General features: G+C 73.3%; 13 protein-coding genes. 10 read left to right on the top strand and 3 right to left on the bottom strand.

All coding sequences use genetic code 11. The annotated features are described in order from the left end of the window. The first annotated feature begins 118 nt into the window (after nucleotides 1-118). The 3 genes from ABZW32_RS12010 to ABZW32_RS12000 are packed head-to-tail and all read left to right on the top strand — an operon-like array spanning nucleotide 119 to nucleotide 3,203. Nucleotides 119-505, top strand: a complete 387-nt coding sequence (locus ABZW32_RS12010; RefSeq protein WP_356214458.1) for a hypothetical protein — start codon at nucleotides 119-121, stop codon at nucleotides 503-505. Next, complete coding sequence (locus ABZW32_RS12005) at nucleotides 502-2,331, top strand: GMC family oxidoreductase (protein ID WP_356214456.1); 1,830 nt, start codon at nucleotides 502-504, stop codon at nucleotides 2,329-2,331. Before ABZW32_RS12010 ends, ABZW32_RS12005 begins: the two co-directional genes overlap by 4 nt. Beyond that, nucleotides 2,328-3,203 (top strand): hypothetical protein, encoded by an 876-nt coding sequence (locus tag ABZW32_RS12000; protein WP_356214454.1) that lies wholly within the window; start codon nucleotides 2,328-2,330, stop codon nucleotides 3,201-3,203. Before ABZW32_RS12005 ends, ABZW32_RS12000 begins: the two co-directional genes overlap by 4 nt. A gap of 27 nt (nucleotides 3,204-3,230) precedes the next feature. On the opposite strand, the gene ABZW32_RS11995 is transcribed toward ABZW32_RS12000, so the two are convergent. Then, nucleotides 3,231-4,709: a branched-chain amino acid ABC transporter substrate-binding protein gene (locus ABZW32_RS11995; RefSeq protein ID WP_356214452.1), complete on the bottom strand. Its 1,479-nt coding sequence runs from the start codon at nucleotides 4,707-4,709 to the stop codon at nucleotides 3,231-3,233. 4 nt (nucleotides 4,710-4,713) lie between these two features. Then, entirely contained in the window at nucleotides 4,714-6,714 is a 2,001-nt protein-coding gene (locus tag ABZW32_RS11990) for a hypothetical protein (RefSeq protein ID WP_356214450.1), read from the bottom strand. 237 nt (nucleotides 6,715-6,951) lie between these two features. On the opposite strand from ABZW32_RS11990, the gene ABZW32_RS11985 reads away from it, so the two are divergent. The 6 genes from ABZW32_RS11985 to ABZW32_RS11960 all read left to right on the top strand — a co-directional run bounded on the left by ABZW32_RS11985 (nucleotide 6,952) and on the right by ABZW32_RS11960 (nucleotide 14,227). Beyond that, a complete protein-coding gene (locus tag ABZW32_RS11985) occupies nucleotides 6,952-7,896 on the top strand; it encodes an aldose 1-epimerase family protein (RefSeq protein WP_356214448.1) in 945 nt (314 codons plus the stop codon). Between the two features lie 106 nt (nucleotides 7,897-8,002). Beyond that, on the top strand, nucleotides 8,003-8,923 hold the full coding sequence (locus ABZW32_RS11980; protein WP_356214588.1) for a cyclase family protein: 921 nt from the start codon (nucleotides 8,003-8,005) through the stop codon (nucleotides 8,921-8,923). Nucleotides 8,924-9,074: 151 nt separating this feature from the next. Further along, a complete protein-coding gene (locus ABZW32_RS11975; RefSeq protein WP_356214446.1) occupies nucleotides 9,075-10,655 on the top strand; it encodes a GMC family oxidoreductase in 1,581 nt (526 codons plus the stop codon). A 196-nt stretch (nucleotides 10,656-10,851) separates the two neighbouring features. Further along, complete coding sequence (locus tag ABZW32_RS11970; RefSeq protein WP_356214586.1) at nucleotides 10,852-11,646, top strand: SDR family oxidoreductase; 795 nt, start codon at nucleotides 10,852-10,854, stop codon at nucleotides 11,644-11,646. A gap of 47 nt (nucleotides 11,647-11,693) precedes the next feature. Further along, on the top strand, nucleotides 11,694-13,175 hold the full coding sequence (locus ABZW32_RS11965) for a cytochrome ubiquinol oxidase subunit I (protein ID WP_356214444.1): 1,482 nt from the start codon (nucleotides 11,694-11,696) through the stop codon (nucleotides 13,173-13,175). Next, nucleotides 13,172-14,227 (top strand): cytochrome d ubiquinol oxidase subunit II, encoded by a 1,056-nt coding sequence (locus ABZW32_RS11960; RefSeq protein WP_356214442.1) that lies wholly within the window; start codon nucleotides 13,172-13,174, stop codon nucleotides 14,225-14,227. Before ABZW32_RS11965 ends, ABZW32_RS11960 begins: the two co-directional genes overlap by 4 nt. A gap of 56 nt (nucleotides 14,228-14,283) precedes the next feature. On the opposite strand, the gene ABZW32_RS11955 is transcribed toward ABZW32_RS11960, so the two are convergent. Further along, complete coding sequence (locus ABZW32_RS11955; protein ID WP_356214440.1) at nucleotides 14,284-14,964, bottom strand: hypothetical protein; 681 nt, start codon at nucleotides 14,962-14,964, stop codon at nucleotides 14,284-14,286. A gap of 224 nt (nucleotides 14,965-15,188) precedes the next feature. Here ABZW32_RS11955 and ABZW32_RS11950 point away from each other — a divergent pair, with 224 nt between their 5' ends. After that, a complete protein-coding gene (locus tag ABZW32_RS11950; RefSeq protein ID WP_356214438.1) occupies nucleotides 15,189-16,967 on the top strand; it encodes a cation:proton antiporter in 1,779 nt (592 codons plus the stop codon). The last annotated feature ends 10 nt before the right edge of the window (nucleotides 16,968-16,977 follow it).

Below are 16,977 nucleotides of genomic sequence, written 5' to 3'. Positions count from 1 at the left end.
CGACGGTTCGTGGCGGAGCCGACCCGCCCGGAGCAGAAACGCTTCCTCTCCACGGCCAGAACCGGCCAACGTCGCGGGTGACGCATGAGGCCGTTTCCCGCGGGGCACCGTTGACCCCGTGGCCACGAGCGATGACACGAGTGACTTCACGGCACTGTCGGCCCGGCTGACCGGCTTCGACGAGGAGGAGCTGCGCGCCACCGGCCTCTGCGACGCGTACCGCCGGGTGGCCTCGGAGCAGCTGGGCACCGGCCGGTTCGAGCGGCTGCTGCGCGGGGCGGCGCGGCCGGGCGGGGGCACGGACGGCGGCCTTCCCGACGCCGCGCGCGCCGTCACGCTCCTCTGGTACACCGGCAGCTGGCCGGGGCCGCCGCCGTTCGTGGTGTCGCCGCTCGCCTACGCCCAGGGCCTGGCGTGGAAGGCGGCCGGGCTCATGGCCCCCGCCACCGAGCCCGCCGGGTACGGCAGTTGGGCCCTGCCCCCGGCGGAGGTGGACGGCCCGTGAACCGCTACGACGTGATCGTCGTCGGCGCCGGGGTCGCCGGGTCGCTCGTCGCGCACCGGCTCGGCGGGCGCGGCCGCCGGGTCCTGGTCCTGGAGGCCGGGGCGGCGGGCACCGGGACGGGGCGGGGGGACGACCCCCTCACCACCTTCCTGACCGCATCGGCCAAGGTGCCCGGTTCCGCCCACCGGCCGCATCCGGCGGCGCCCTGGCCCGAGGTGACCGACCTCACCGGTACTCGGGCGTCCCCCGGCTTCCGGGCCGCGGGCCACCTGCACCAGAACGGCCCCCTGCCGTACTCCAGCGGCTACGTCCGCGTCAACGGCGGTACCGGCAACGTCTGGACCGGGCTCGTCCCGCGCATGCTGCCCGAGGACTTCGACACCGAGTCCCTCGGCTACGGGCGGCGCTGGCCCCTCACCTACGACGACCTGGAGCCGTACTACCGGGAGGCCGAGGCGGAGCTGGGGGTGGCCGCCGACGCCGCCGAGCAGCGCGAACACGTCGGGCTGCCGTTCCACGACGACTACGTCTTCCCCATGCGGCCGATCCCGGCCAGCCACCTGGACCGGATCCTCGCGGCGGGCCTGGACGGGCGCCGGGTCAAGGACCCCGTCGCCCTGCACGAGGTCGAGCTGCGCGTGGTCGGCACCCCGCACGCCCGCAACGGCGTCCCCGACCCCCGGTACGGCGGCGGCCGCGGCTACGTCCCGCGCGGGGAGCGGGGGCGTCCCGATCCGGACAACAGGTGCGTGGGCAACGCGAGTTGCATCCCGCACTGCCCTTCGTACGCGAAGTACACCCCGCTCAAGACCCAGGGGCGCTGGAGCACGTCCGTCACACTGAAGGACCGGTCCGTCGTCACCCGGGTCCTGGTCGACGGCAGCGGCCGCGCCACCGGTGTGGAGTACCGGTCGTACGACGGAACGGCGGCCGTCGCACGCGCCGATGTCGTCGTACTCGCCGCGCACGCGGTGGAGAACGCCAGGCTGCTGCTCCTGTCCGGCCTGGCCGACCGCAGCGGCCAGGTCGGCCGCAACCTGATGGACCACCCGGTCCTGCTCACCTGGGGCCTGCTGCCGAGGCCCACCGGCCCGTACCGCGGTCCCGGCTCCACCTCGGGCCTCGAAGGCTTCCGGGGCGGCCCGGCACGCGCGCTGCGGGCGCCGTTCCGCATCGAGATCGGCAACTGGGGCTGGGTCTGGGCCAAGGGTCCCGTCGACGCGGACGTCGCGGAACTCGTCGTGCGCCAGGGGCTGTCCGGGGCCGGACTGCGTCGGGCGGTCGGCGACCGGATCCGCCGGCAGTTCGCCCTGCAGTTCGAGATGGAGCAGGCCGCCGACCCCGCCAACCGGGTCACCCTCCACCCGACCGAGCGCGACGCCCTCGGACTGCCCAGGCCCCTGGTCACCTACGACCTCGACGACCACGTCAAGGCCGGCATGGCCGCCGCCCGGGCGGTCTCCGACCAGATCTTCGCGCTGCTCGGCGCCGAGGACCACACCGACTACGCGCCCGCCACCGCCTGGCCCGGCCGGTTCGAGCACGGCGGCCGTACCTACGGATACCGCGGGGCGGGCCACGCCGCCGGCACCCACATCATGGGCGACTCCCCGGCCAGCTCGGTGGTCGACGCCCGGCAGCGCTGCTGGGACCACCCCGGCCTGTACGCCGTCGGCTGCGGCAGCATGCCCTCGGTCGCCACCGCCAACCCCACCCTGACCATGGCTGCCCTCGCCCTGCGCAGCGCCGACGCCATCGAGTCCGACCTGATCGCCCGCGACCGGCCCGTCCCCGTCGGTCCGACCACGCCAGGAGCCCCCTCGTGACCACGCCCTCCCTGCCCCCCGTACCCGAACCCTTCCGCCTCCCCTTCCACTACGGGGCGCTGCACCAGCTCGGCGTGGACTGGCCGGTGGACCCGGGACCGGTCCGCGATCTGCTCGCGAAGCACCACCCGGACCTGTCCGCGGCCGAGTTCGAGGGCCGGGCCCTGGTCTCGCTCAACTACCAGCTGTACTACGCGCAGTACCCGTTCGGCGGAGGCGTCACCCAGGAGATCGAGTACAACGTCATCGCGTACCCGACGGCCGACCGCGACCGCCTCCCGCGGCTGACCTACGCCCAGTACGCGCAGGGCTGGGACCAGACGAAACTGCTCGGCATCGCCCGCATCCACGTCGTCTGCGACAACCCTTTCGCCATCCGGGCCGGGCGCGAGCTGTACGCGGAGCCGAAGCACCCGGGCTGGTTCGAGGTCGGCCTGCCGTCCCTCAACGGCCCGGCGGGCGAGACCTGGACCGTACGCTGCAACGCGGCCGGGATCGGGCCGGACGACACGCTCGACAGGGGCCGGGCCCCACTGCTCGACATCACCGCGGTACTGGACGGCCTCGACCCGGTCCCCGCCAACATGGCCCCCGTCACGGGGTACGGCACCGACCCGGACGGTCGTCTGCTGGCCGGGCCCATGAACGTCTACCAGCCCTACCGCTGGTACGACCTCACCGCACCCGGGCACGCCGACCGCATCCGGCTGACCGTCCACCCCGGGGAGGAGGACCCGGGCCGGGACGTCGGCGCCCTCATCGGCGACGCCCCGGCCGCCGGGGCCTGGACCCACCGGTCGGCCCCGGTCGCGGCCCACAACCGCCCCTACTACCTGCCGTCGCGCCAGGCCGTCGGCCACGAGCCGGCCTGAGGTCCTTCGAGCGGGTCGCCGCCCTCCTCACTGCTCCTGCGGTGGTTTGCCGTCCGCCGCGGAGACCTCGACGAACTCCACGTGCCCCTTGCCGTCGAGGCGCAGGACGGGGACGGCCTTGTTGCGCGGATTGCCGTTGTTCTGGAAGGAGATGAACCCGCTGGCCCCGGCCACCTGCTGGGTGCCGTCCATCTGGTGGAACATCCGGGCCACCGCGTCGCCGACGACCTGCCCCTGCCAGCGGGCCGCCATCTGGATGCCGTGCGCCGCGGCGAGCACCGCGTCGTGGCCCATCAGGGCCCCGCCGTCGTCCCGGGTGTCGCGCGGGAACCACTGGTCCAGCAGCCCGCCCGGCTGGAAGTTCTTCGCGGACGGCGCGGACACCGCCTGGGGCGCCGAGCGGTACATGTCGGGATGGGAGAGGCCGGTGTAGAGCACCTCGATGTGCGTGTCGGCGGCGTGGGCGAGCTGTTCGGCGCTCAGGTTGGTCGTGTCGTCCCCGGTGAACACCGTGAACTGCTGGTCGGTGCAGCTGCGGTTGGCGAGCGCGTCGAGGAAGTGCGTCAGGTGCTGGCCGCGGCCCGCGAAGTACACCAGCTGGGGGCGCTGCTGGCACAACTGGCCCGGCATGTAGCGCAGTTCGTTCTGCCAGGCGCTGCTGACGGAGGAGTCGTAGGTCATGCGCTCGGCGACGAGCCGGTGCTTGTCGCCGTCCTGGAAGGCCTTGGTGAAGGCCGTGCCGAGGGTGGAGGCGTAGAGGTTCCCCTCCGCCACGTCCTGGATCACGACGGCGGTGGCGACACCTCGCCGTTTGAGGTAGCCGGCTGCCGCGTACGCCTCGTCCTCGTTGGTGGGCGCGATCCGGACGAAGCCGTTGATCCCCTGGATGTTCGTCGCGGTCAGGGTGGCGCCGACCATGGCGATGCCGTGTTCGGACAGACGCCTTATGGCCGCGAGGTTCTCGTTGTTGCTGGGGCCGAGGCCGGCCACTGCGACGAGCCGGTCCGGGGAGTCCTTGCGGGCGATCAGCTCGTCGACCGTGTGCTTCCACTGGGTGGACCTGCTGCCCGGATTGGCGATCAGCAGACGGATCTTGGGGGTGGCCGCGAGGTCGCCCTGGTTGTGGCGGAACTGGGCGAGGTAGGCGCCCTGGAGCTCGTGGCGGACGCCCTCGGCCGAGTTGCTGTCGTCGGCGGTGCTGGTGAAGGAGGTGAAGTACGCGACGCTGACGTACGGTTCCTTGTCCGCGTTGGCGAGGACCCGGCGGTTCTCCTCCTCGATCTTTCGGGTGACCGCGTCGAGGTGCGGGGCGAACACGTAGGCGCCGTCGGTCACTCCGACGCATTCGTCGTCCGGGCCCTGTTCGACGACCCCGTCGGCGCATCTGGCCTGGCGCTCCTGGAGCCAGCCGACCCCCAGCCACAACGCCGCGACCAGCGCGACCGCGGCGGCGGTGGCGAGGGCGACGCGGCGCACGACGTGCAGGGGCCATTCGAGTCTGGGCACGCGCTCAGCCCTCCCAGCCCGCGGTCTGGGGATCGCGCCAGTGACGGTATCGCTCCGCCTCGTCGTAGAGGGCCACGATGTCGTTCCTCCGCAGTTGGGACAGCTGCGCGCAGCCGTCGGCGATCAGGTCGTTGAGGCGCATGGCCGGGTCGGCGAGCGGATCGCTCCACACCCAGCGGGTGGTCACCAGGGTGTGGATCACCGACTCGGTGTCCATCACCCGCCCGGGCCGGCGCGGGACGAGCCCGGCGAGGAGCTCCACGGGTCCGCTGTCGGTGGGCAGCCGGTTCGGCGCGGCGGTGATCGCGTCGAACTCGGAGATCCACTGCGCGGCCGGTACGGCGGTGAAGCGCCGCGTCAGGTGCGCGGCGACCTCCTCGGTCCGCCCGCGGGCCAGCTGGTGGTACATCTGCTGCACCGGCTTCCCCTCGCCCCGGTAGTACTCGGCGAGGAGTTCGTGCGCCGCGTCCCACCCGTCGGGGCGGGCGGCCAGCCGCCACAGGAGCAGCCGGCGCAGCCACGGGTGCAGTACGGGGACGACGGCGACGGGCCCGGTCAGCAGCCAGCGGGAGCGGATCTCCCCGAAGAGGGAGTCGTCGGGGCTGAGCAGCCGGGTGGCGACGGAGAAGTCCCGGGCGGCGGCGCATTCGGCGAGGGCGGCGCGCTGGGTGTCGTCGAAGTCGCGCAGGAGGTGGCCGAGGGCCGTGTCGGCGAGGGAGGCGGACTCCTCCCCGGAGCGCAGCGGCCGGTCGGGCAGGGTCCGCAGCCAGCGGTCCTGCCGGGGGCCCGAGTCGGGGGGCGGCCCGGCCTGGCGCAGTACGTCCAGCACCTGGTGGACGGCGCGCGGCAGCCCTCCGGTCAGCCGGTGGACGAAGGAGGTCAGGCGGGTCAGCGGCGCCAGGTCGCCGTTCCCGCCGAGCTGGAGCTCTATCCGGATCCGCACCTCGTCCAGGTTGAGGTCGCGCAGCCGCAGCGGGTACCACCAGGTGTCCTCGCTGTCGCGGGTCGGCCGGTGGGCGCTCCAGTCGGACAGGGAGGCCCGGTCGGGGCCGCGTAACTGCCAGGGCCAGGAGTCGCCGGTGGCCGGGCCCCAGCGGGGCAGCCAGCGGTTGGAGCTCGCGACGACGGTCAGCGGGTCGCTGGCATGGCCGGCCACGACCGTCTCGTCGTGCCGCGAGCGCAGCAGCAGGTCGAGGAAGCGGCGGCCGTACCCGGTGTGGGAGTTGTCGAGGAGCAGCAGGTAGGAGCGGGGCATGAAACTGCGGGCCGAGTTGCGTCTGAGGTCCTCCAGGAACGCGGAGAACAGGACGAGGTCGAGCCGCTCCTGCTCGTTCTCGTCGCCCTCGTGACGCCAGAGGTTGAGCTCCACGAGGGCTTCCATGGGGTCCGCGCTGCGGGTCATGGGGTGGCGTCCGTACCAGTGGGCCCCGGAGGTCAGCCGGCTGCCCAGCCTGCCGCCGAACAGGCCGGGCACGGTGCGGCGGCCCCGCCGCAGGGCGTCTTGGAAGAGGGCCAGAGCCGCGGTCGAGGCACCTTCGGGCATTCCGACCGCGCCCATCCCCACCTCGAAGAAGGCGGCCAGGTAGTCGCCGTACCGGGCCTCGTTCTCCTCCTGGAACCGGTCGAGCTGGCGCTGCACCGCGCGCCGGCCCTCGGCGAGGCTGCGCATGCGCAGCTCCTGGTCGGAGGCGAGCAGGCCCAGGCTGAGCAGCGGGAAGTGGAAGCGCCCGTAGCGGGGCAGCTTGCGTTCGAGCTGGCGGGCCAGGAGCCCGAGGGCGTAGCGCGGCAGCAGGGACTGCGCCCCGCCGAAATTGACGAAGGCGAAGGGGTAGTCGGGCCCGAAGTGCTCCATGAGCGCGCTGTGCGCCTCGCTGGCCCCGCTGCCCGCCGGCCCGAGGAGCATGGTCAGGGGCCGTTCGGCCGCCGGGTCCTCCTTCAGGCACGCGTCGACGAGCGACAGGATGCCGCTCCGGCCCCGCAGGCCCATGCCCGTGCCCGGCTCCATCACGTGTGATCCCCCCCAGGACGACGTTTCCGAGGAGTAGAGACTGCCATCCCGAGCGGGAGTCAGACAGGGTTTTCCCCTCCTTGATGCGGTCCGGCCGCATCCGCGCGGCCGCCGCGGGGTTCCGGGCCCGGGGGAGGGGCCGGCGGCGGGCCCGTGCCGGTGGCCCGACATGCGGGGCGGGGGCCGCTGACCGAGATTGGAAGTGTCCGTTCCACCCGCCCGAGGAGACACCCCATGTCCGCGCAGACCCCGGGGGCCTTCGGCCCGACAGGTGAGCAGTGGGAGCTGCGCCACGGCGGCCAGCGCGCCGTCGTGGTCGAACTCGGAGGCGCCCTGCGCCACTACGAGGCGGACGGCCGGCCCCTGCTGGACGGGTTCGCCGCCGACGCCCCCGTCACCGGCGGGCGCGGGCAGCTGCTGGTGCCCTGGCCCAACCGGGTCGGCGGCGGCCGCTACCGTTTCGACGGCGCGGACCACCAACTCCCGCTCAGCGAACCGGAGCACCACAACGCGATCCACGGACTGCTGCGCTGGACCCCCTGGCGCCTGCTCGACCGCTCCGGCGACGCCCTGCGGGCCGGCACCACGCTCCACCCCCAGCCCGGGTACCCCTTCCTGCTGGAGGTGACCGCCGACTACCGGCTTGACGACACCGGGCTGGAGGTCATCGTCCGCGCCACCAACACCGGCACCACGAGGGCGCCGTACGGCGTGGGGCAACACCCCTACCTGACGGTCGGCACCGGGCGGGTCGACGAGGCGCTGCTCACCGTGCCCGCCCGCCTGCGGCTGCGCACCGACGACGCGGGCCTGCCGATCGGCGAGGAGCCCGTCGAGGGCACGGAGTACGACTTCCGCACCCCCCGCCCCATCGGCGCGGTGCACCTGGACACCGCCTTCACCGGACTCGACCGCGACGGGGACGGCCGGGCCGTGGTCCGGCTGGCACACCCCTCGGGGCGGCACGGCACCGACGTGTGGCTCGGCGAGGGCACCCGCTGCGTGCAGGTGTACACCGGTGACACCCTGGCGGAGCCCGAGCGGCGCCGCGGTGTCGCCGTGGAGGCCATGTCCTGCCCGGCGGACGCCTTCCGCACCGGCACGGACCTGGCCGTCCTGGAACCGGGGGCCCGGCACGTGCTCCGCTGGGGCCTGAGTCCCTGGGGGAGCGCCGGCTGAGCGGGACCGGACGCAGACCAGGCCGGGCGGCACCGGCACACCCCACCGTCGGCGGGAAGGCGGCGATCCGATGGCCCGGCACCACGAAACCCCGGCCGGCCCGCGCATGAGCGCGCGGGAATTCCGGGCACTGTACGAGCGGCTGCGCGCGGCGGACCGGTCCGGCCCGGATCCGCACGGCCGGATCGGGGCGCTGCGCCACCTGACCCCCGAACGCGTCGCGGCGGCCGCCGCCGAGGTCCGACTCGGTCACACGGTGTCCCTCGCCGCGCCGATCGAGACCGGGCCGGGTCCGGACGACCCCGAGCCCGCCGAGTACCGGGTGACCGGGCCCGCCCCCGGGGAGGCCACCGCGGAAGGTCTGCACTTCGCCCTCGACCACTTCGCCATGAACGTCCACGGGGACGCCGACAGCCACCTCGACGCGCTCAACCACGTGATCTTCGACGGCGGACTGTACGGCGGGGCCCCGGCCGGGGACGCGGGCGCCACGGGCCCGCGCCCGCTCTCCCTCGACGCGGTCCGCGACGGCATCGTGGGGCGGGGCGTGCTGCTGGACGTCCCCCGGTCGCGGGGCGTGCCCTGGCTGGAGCCGGGGGACCACGTGACGGCCGGGGACCTGACGGCCGCCGAGGCCGCCCAGGGCGTCCGGGTCGGCCCCGGGGACCTGCTGCTCGTCCGGGTGGGGCACCGGCGCCGCCGCGCGGAACTCGGGGCGTGGGAGGCGGCCTCGGCGCGGGCGGGCCTGCACCCGGACGCCCTGTCGTTCGCGGCGGAGCGGCAGGTCGCCGTCCTGGGAAGCGACGGCAACAACGACACCGCCCCCTGCGCGGTGGCGGACGTAGCCTTCCCCGTGCACGTCCTGGCCGTGCACGCGATGGGCATGCACCTGATGGACTACCTGGACTTCGAGGAGCTGGTCACGGCCTGTGAACGGGCCGGCCGCTGGAGCTTCCTGTGCGTGGTCGCCCCGCTGCGGCTGCCGGGCGCCACCGGGTCCCCCGTGAACCCGATCGCCGTGCTGTGACGGCGGTCCGCGCCGGTGCCCGCCCCGCCGGGTCGCCGTCCGGGAGAAGGGCGGCTACGTTCGAATGGGCGGAAACGCCCCGATGCACGCACCGCGGAGCGACAGGTCCTGGCGCGATGGCAGGGCCGCGACCCCAAGGACGGTGGTCGACGTGGGCGACTTCCCCCACTACGACGTCATCATCATCGGGACCGGCGCGGGCGGCGGTACCCTCGCCCACCGGCTGGCGCCGTCCGGCAAACGCGTCCTCCTCCTCGAACGCGGCGGCTACCTGCCGCGGGAGCGGGACAACTGGGACTCCACCGCGGTGTTCGTCAAGGGCAAGTACCGGGCCCCGGAGTTCTGGTTCGACAAGCACGGGGAAGCGTTCCCGCCCGAGGTCAACTACTACGTCGGCGGGAACACGAAGTTCTACGGAGCCGCCCTCTTCCGGCTGCGGCCCGAGGACTTCGGCGAGCTCCGCCACCACGGCGGCATCTCGCCCGCCTGGCCCCTGGGGTACGAGGACCTGGAGCCGTACTACACGCAGGCCGAGCACCTCTACCGCGTGCACGGGAGGCACGGGGAGGATCCCGGAGAGGGGCCGGTGAGCGCGCAGTACGCGTACCCGCCCGTCGAACACGAGCCGCGCATCCAGCGGTTGAGCGACGACCTGGAGAGGAAGGGGCTGCACCCCTTCCACCTGCCCATCGGCGTAGACCTCGTCCAGGACGCCGACGGGCGGGCCGTTCCCTCCAGCGTCTGCATCCGCTGCAACCGGGTGGACGGCTTCCCCTGCCTGGTGCGCGGCAAGTCCGACGCCCAGGTGATCTGCGTGGAGCCCGCCCTGGAGCACCCCAACGTCGAACTGCTCACCCAGGCCCACGTGGTCCGGCTGGAGACCGACGCGACCGGCCGCAGCGTCACCGCCGTCGTCGTCAGGGGCGCCGACGGCTCCGAGACCCGGTTCTCCGCGGACATCGTGGTCGTCTCCTGCGGGGCGGTCAACTCCGCGGCCCTGCTCCTGGCCTCGGCCAACGACCGCCACCCGCGCGGACTGGCCAACAGCTCCGACGTCGTGGGCCGCCACTACATGCGGCACAACAACCTGGCCCTGATGGCGGTGTCGAAGGAACCCAACGACACGCAGTTCCAGAAGACCCTCGCGCTGCACGACTGGTACCTGGGCGCCGACGACTGGGACCACCCGCTGGGCGGCATCCAGATGCTGGGCAAGTCGGACGCCGAGCAGATCCACGGCGAAGCCCCGCGCTGGGCCGGCGCGGTCACCCCCGACATGCCGTTCGAGGTGCTGGCGCACCACGCCGTCGACTTCTGGCTGTGCGGCGAGGACCTCCCGATGCCGGACAACCGGGTCACCCTGGACCGCGACGGCGCCATCCACCTCGCACTCGACGAGAAAAACAACACGGAGGGTCTGGAGCGGCTGCGGCACAAGCTCCAGGGCATGCTCGGACACCTGGGCATGCACGAGCACCACCTGCTGCCGCACAGCATCTACCTCCACAAGGGCATGCCGATCGGGGCCACCGCGCACCAGGCGGGCACCGTCCGGTTCGGCACGGACCCGGCCGCCTCCGCCCTGGACACCGACTGCAAGGCCCACGACCTCGACAACCTCTACGTGGTCGACACGAGCTTCTTCCCGAGCATCGGCGCGGTCAACCCGTCCCTGACCGCCATCGCCAACGCCCTGCGGGTCGGCGACCACCTCCTGGCCCGGCTGAACTGACCGCCCCGGCCCCTGCGCCGACCGGAGGAAGATCCTCGGCCGATCGGCCCAACCGGAGCCCGCCCGGCGGGCGGGCGGCGGCCGCCGCTGCTTGTGTGGGCCGTCGGTCGGTCCGGTCGCCCGGGGCCGCGCATCGAGGAGGCAGCACGACGTGGATTCCACCGTGGGCGCACCGCAGGGTGTGATTCCGGCCCATCTGCTCAAGGGACAGAAGGCGCTGGTCACCGGCGCCAACTCCGGTATCGGCAAGGCGACGGCCATCGGCCTCGGCAAGGCCGGTGCCGACGTGGTCGTGAACTACGTCGCCGACCGCGAATCCGCGGAGGAGGTCGTCCGCGAGATCGCCTCGTACGGCGTGCGCGCGGCCGCCTACGAGGCGGACGTGTCCCAGGAGGACCAGGTCGTCGCCATGGTGGACCGGATGGTGGCGGAGTTCGGCACGATCGACATCATGGTCGCCAACGCCGGCCTGCAACGGGACGCCCCGTTCACCGAGATGACCCTCGCCCAGTGGCAGAAGGTGCTGGACGTCAACCTCACCGGCCAGTTCCTGTGCGCCCGCGAGGCGACGAAGGAGTTCATGCGCCGCGGAGTGGTCCCCGAGGTGTCCTGCGCGGCCGGGAAGATCATCTGCATGAGTTCGGTGCACCAGATCATCCCGTGGGCCGGACACGTCAACTACGCCTCCTCCAAGGGCGGCGTGCAGATGATGATGGAGACCCTGGCCCAGGAGCTCGCACCGCACCGGATCCGGGTGAACGCGGTCGCCCCCGGGGCCATCAAGACCCCCATCAACCGCGACGCCTGGGAGACCCCGCAGGCGCGCGAGGACCTGCTGAAGCTGATCCCGTACAAGCGCATCGGCGATCCCGACGACATCGCGCACGCCGTCGTCGGCCTCTCGTCCGACCTCATGGACTACGTCGTCGGCGCCACCCTCTACGTCGACGGCGGAATGACCCTGTTCCCCGGATTCGCCACCGGCGGCTGACCCCCCTCGCCCGCGCGCCGGTCACGGCACTAGCAGCGAAGGCACGCATGCACACCACGGTCCACCTGCTCGCCGACGCCCCCGCCCAGCTGCTCCCCGCCAGGGAGCTGATGGCCTTCACCCTCGCCTCCCACATCATCCTCGTGCCCATGGGCGTGGCCCTGCCGCTCATCACCCTGGTGATGCACCACCGCGGCCTGCGCCACAACGACCCCACCGCCCTGCTGCTGGCCCGGCGCTGGTCGGCCGTGATGGCGGTGCAGTTCGCCGTCGGCATCGTCACCGGCACCGTCCTCTCCTTCGAGTTCGGCCTGCTCTGGCCCGGCCTGATGGGCAGGTGGGGCGACGTGTTCGGGATCGGGTTCGGTGTCGAGGCGTGGGCGTTCTTCCTCGAAGCGGTGCTCATCGCCATCTACCTCTACGGCTGGCGCCGGCTCAAGCCCCGTACGCACTTCCTGCTCGGGCTCCCGCTCCCCGCCGTCGCGCTGATGGGAGCGTTCGGCATCCTGGCCGCCAACTCCTGGATGAACACGCCGCAGGGCTTCTCCCTCGACCCCGAGGGCAACCCGGTCGACGTGAACATCTGGAAGGCCGTCTTCACCCCGATGTTCGGGCCGCAGTACTGGCACTTCGTCGTGGGCATGCTGCTGACCGCCGGGTACGTGGTGGCCGGGGTCTACGCCGTCGGCTGGCTGCGCGGCCGCCGGGACCACTACCACCGGCTCGGCTTCGCCGTCCCCTTCACCCTCGCGGCCGTGGCCACTCCGGTCCAGTTCATGCTGGGCGACTCCATCGCCCGGTCGGTGTTCCACAAACAGCCGATCAAGTTCGCCGCACTGGAGATCGTCTGGGACACCGGCACCCATGTGCCCGAGTACATGTTCGGCCGTCTGCACCCGGACGGATCGGTCTCCGGCGGCATCAAAATCCCCCAGCTCGACTCCATCCTGGCCGGCTTCAGCCCGGACACCAAGGTGATCGGACTGAGCTCCGTCCCCGAGACCGACCGGCCCACGGCCACCCAGGCGACCATCGCCCACTGGGCCTTCGACCTCATGGTCGTGATCGGATCCGTGCTGGTGCTGCTCGCCCTCTGGTACGCGCTGGTCTGGTTCAGGCACCACCGCCTGCCGGGCTCCCGCTGGTTCTACCGCGGCGCCGCCTGCGCGGGCGTCGCCTCGGTCGTGGCCGTGGAATGCGGCTGGGTCGCCACGGAGGTGGGGCGCCAGCCCTGGATCGTGTACCAGAACATGCGGGTCGCCGAGGCGGTGACCGCGACCCGCTCGACCAGTTTGTGGATCATGTTCGGCCTGGTGGTCACGGTGTACGTGTTCGTCTTCGGCTCCTTCCTCGCCGTCCTCCTGAAGATGCGCACCCGATGGCGGCTCGCCGACGCGCGGCAGGCGGCCGGGGGCACGGCCGGGGAGCCCGAGACGGACACCCCGTACGGGCCCCGTCCCTCCGTCCCGGCGGGCGGCCCGCCCGGCGCCGGCGGCGGATCCGCCCCGTCCGAGGACGGCCGGCCGTGACCGCCGGGCTCATCGCCCTCGTCCTGCTGCTCGCCGTGGCGGCGTACGCGTGCGCGGGCGGCACCGACTACGGGGCCGGCTTCTGGGACCTGGTCGCCGGAGGGGCCGAACGCGGCAAACGGCCGCGGTGGCTCATCGACCACGCGATGTCCCCGGTATGGGAGGTCAACAACGTCTGGCTGATCTTCGTCCTCGTCATCATGTGGACGGGATTCCCGACGTTCTTCCAGACCGTCTTCTCGGCGATGTGGCTCCCGCTCGCCCTGGCCGCCGTCGGCATGGTCCTGCGCGGCGCCTCCTTCGCCTTCCGCAAGGCCGCACGGCGGCTCGCCCGACAGCGGCTGCTCGGCGCCCTGTTCGCCCTCTCCTCGCTGGTCACGCCCTTCTTCCTCGGCGCGGCGGCCGGCGGGATCGCCTCCGGGCGGGCGGCGCCCGGCACGGAACCCGAGGCGCACATCTGGGTCAACCCCACCTCCCTCCTGTTCGGACTGCTGGCCGTCACCGCCACGGCCTTCCTCGGCGCGGTGTTCCTCGCCGGTGACGCGCGCCGCTTCGACGCGCCCGATCTGGTCGGCTACTTCCGGGCGCGGGCGCTGGCGGCGCTCGGAGCGGTCGCCGTGCTGGCCGTGATCACGCTGTTCGTCACCCGTACGGACGCCCCGTACGTGTGGCACGGCCTCACCCACGGCGTGGGGCTCGTGTTCACCCTCGTGGCCGGGGTCGCCACCTGCGCCACCGCGTGGCTGCTGACGCGCACCCCGGGCCTCCCGGTCCGGGCCGGTGCGGTGGCGGTCGTCGCGGGGGCCGTCCTCGCCTGGGGCCTGGCCCAGCGCCCGTACCTCATCCCCACCTCGCTGACCGTCGCCGACGCGGCGGGGGCCCCCTCCACCCTGACGTGGCTGGTGTTCGTGACGCTGGTGGCCCTGGTGCTCGTCGGCCCCGCCGTCTTCCTCCTGTACTGGCTGGACACCCACGGCGAGCTGGAGGAACTCACCGATGCCGACCTCGGGCGCGGCGGCCCCGAACCGGGCGGCACGACCGGCGGCGGCTGACGGCCCGGCCACGCGGACGGCGGCGCCGCCCGGCGCCGCCGTGGTCCGGCCGTCCGTCAGACGAGGACGTTGACGGCCCGGGCGATGACGAGACCCAGGATGGCCAGGGAGATGACGGACTGGACGGTCATGGCGATCTTGGCCCAGGCGGCGAGCGGCATCACGTCGGTGGGGCTGAACGCGGTCGAATTGGTGAACCCGAGGTAGAGGTAGTCGACGTAGCGGGGGCGCCAGTGGGTCGCACTGAGCTCGGGGCTGAGGTGCTGGGGGAAGGCGAGCGCCGGGGTGCGCGGCATGTGGTGCGCCCGTGCGGCCGGTCCGCCGCTGTCCAGCTCGAAGTACAGCAGGGAGAACACGAGGACCGTGGAGGTCCAGACGCTGCCGCCGGCCAACAGGAGGGCGGACGCCGACCCGGTCTCCTTCCCACCGTGGATGAGGTCGTCGATCAGCCGCACGGTCGACCAGAACGCGCCGACCGCCATCACGCAGACCAGGGTGATCGCCACCCCGCGCAACCTGGCCGAGCGGCGGCTGATCCGGACCGGGTCGGCCGAGACCAGCGCCACCAGGAGCAGTCCCTCCACCAGGGGGAGCGCCCATCGCGGTCCCAGCCGCAGGTCGTCGGGCAGGAGCAGGGTCAACACCGCGGAGGTGATGACGGCCGCGGCCATCGGCCAGCGGCGCTCGGGGTTCGCGGCTGGTCGCGACAGATGCATGGGCTCGCGCGGATCGCTCATACGGTTCGCATCCGAGGGGGTGGGTCCGGTCAGGGCCGACTGCTGCGAGGGGGCGGGGCGGCGGGGGCGGAACGCTCCGGCCACCGCGGTCACCCGACACGGGGGCCGGGATCGCGGGTCCCACCGTAGACCGGGGTGAAGGTGCGCGGAGGTGACCGACACGCTCGCCGCCCACATCCCCGCCGGGGCGTTCCGGCCGCCGCGGCACGTCACAATGGCCCGCCATGACGACGAATCAGATCCTGCTCGGCACCGGACTGGTCGTGGCCCTCGCCGTGGGCTGCCAGGTGATCGCGAGCCTGCTGCGCGTCCCGGCGCTCCTCCTGCTGCTGCCGGCCGGATTCCTCGCGGGCACGCTGACCGACGACGTCAACCCCGAGAAGCTGCTCGGTCCCGCGTTCTCCCCGCTCGTCTCCCTGGCCGTCGCCGTCATCCTCTACGACTCCGGCCTCGGACTCGACCTCCGCCACCTCAAGGGCCACACCCGCACGGTCGTGGTCCGGCTGGTGTGCCTCGGCGCGCTCGTCACCTGGCCGGCCGCGGCCCTGATCGCCGTCCCCGTCCTCGGCATGTCATCGAGCGCCGCCGTGATGCTGGGCGCGATCCTCGTGGTCAGCGGCCCGACCGTCGTCGGGCCGCTGCTGGCGTTCGTCCGTCCGACGGAGCGCCTGCAACGCGTCCTCCTCTGGGAGGGCTCCCTGATCGACCCGCTCGGGGGCATCCTGGGAGCCCTGGTCTTCCACGGGGTCCTGGCCAACGGACAGCAGAGCATCACCGCCAAGGCCGCCATGTTCTGCGGCAGCGCCGCGGTCGGCCTCGCGGGCGGCGCCGTCGGCACGGCCCTCCTCTGGCTGCTCCTGCGCCACGTCGCCCTCGACGAGGTGCTCGCCACGACGGCGCAGCTCGCCGCCGTGGTCTCGGTGGCGGCGGCCTGCGACGCCTTCCGCGAGGACACCGGCCTGATCGCCGCCGTGGTCATGGGGATCGCCCTGGCCAACCTGCCCGGCCTGGACATGCCCGCCCGCCGGTCCTTCTTCGAGACCCTGGTCTCGCTCGTCATCGGCCTGCTGTTCATCTCCATCTCGGCCACCGTCACCCCGCAGTCCCTGCGCCACGTGGCACTGCCCGCCCTGGGACTGGTCGCCGCGCTCGTCCTCGTCGTCCGGCCGCTGGTGGCGCAGCTCTGCACCGCCCGCACCGACGTCCCCCACCGGGAGCGCTGGTTCATCGGGTGGATGGCCCCCCGCGGCATCGTCGCCGCGGCCACGGCCTCCACCTTCTCCGTCTCCCTCGTCGCGGCCGGCGTCGGCGGCGCACAGAAGATCCTTCCCGCGACCTTCGTGGTGATCGTCGCCACCGTCACGGTGTACGGCCTGACGGCGGTACCCGCGGCCCGTCGGCTCGGCGTCCGCCGCTCGGCCCGGTCCCGGCCGCTCCTGGTCGGTGGCGACCCCTGGGTGATCGAGCTCGGGCGCGCCCTGCGCTCCGCGGGCCTGGACGTCCTCATGTGGGCCGGGCTCGACGGCCAACGGCGCCGCATCACCGACGCCGGACTCGACCTGGCCCCGGGCGAACTCCTCGCCGCCGCCACCGGAGCCGGCGCCGAACTCGAAGGCATCACCGACGTCCTGCTGCTCACCGACGAGGACGACTTCAACGCCCTCGCGTTCATGACCCTCAAGGAGACCGTGGAGGGTCCCGTCCACCGACTGGCACCACCCACCCGTGGCCACGGCGTCGTCGCCCCGTACACGGGCAGCGAGGCACTGTTCGGGCCCGGCCTCAACCGGCCGGAACTGGCCCACCGGTACGCGGACGGCGCCCGCATCGTCGTCGTACCGGCCGACGAGGGCGTCCCGGCGGGACACGACACGCTGTTCCTGGTGCGGCCGGACGGGCGGCTGGCCGCCGCCACGGAGGCCGGACCGCCGACGCCGGGCGCCGGCGACACCGCCATCCTCCTGACCCCCGCGGCCCCTTACCCGCCGAGGTCCCGGGCGTAGTGCCCCGCCG

This window comes from Streptomyces sp. NPDC004667, assembly GCF_040609475.1.
GTDB lineage: Bacteria > Actinomycetota > Actinomycetes > Streptomycetales > Streptomycetaceae > Streptomyces.
This window is presented reverse-complemented; position numbering and strand designations above follow the sequence as displayed.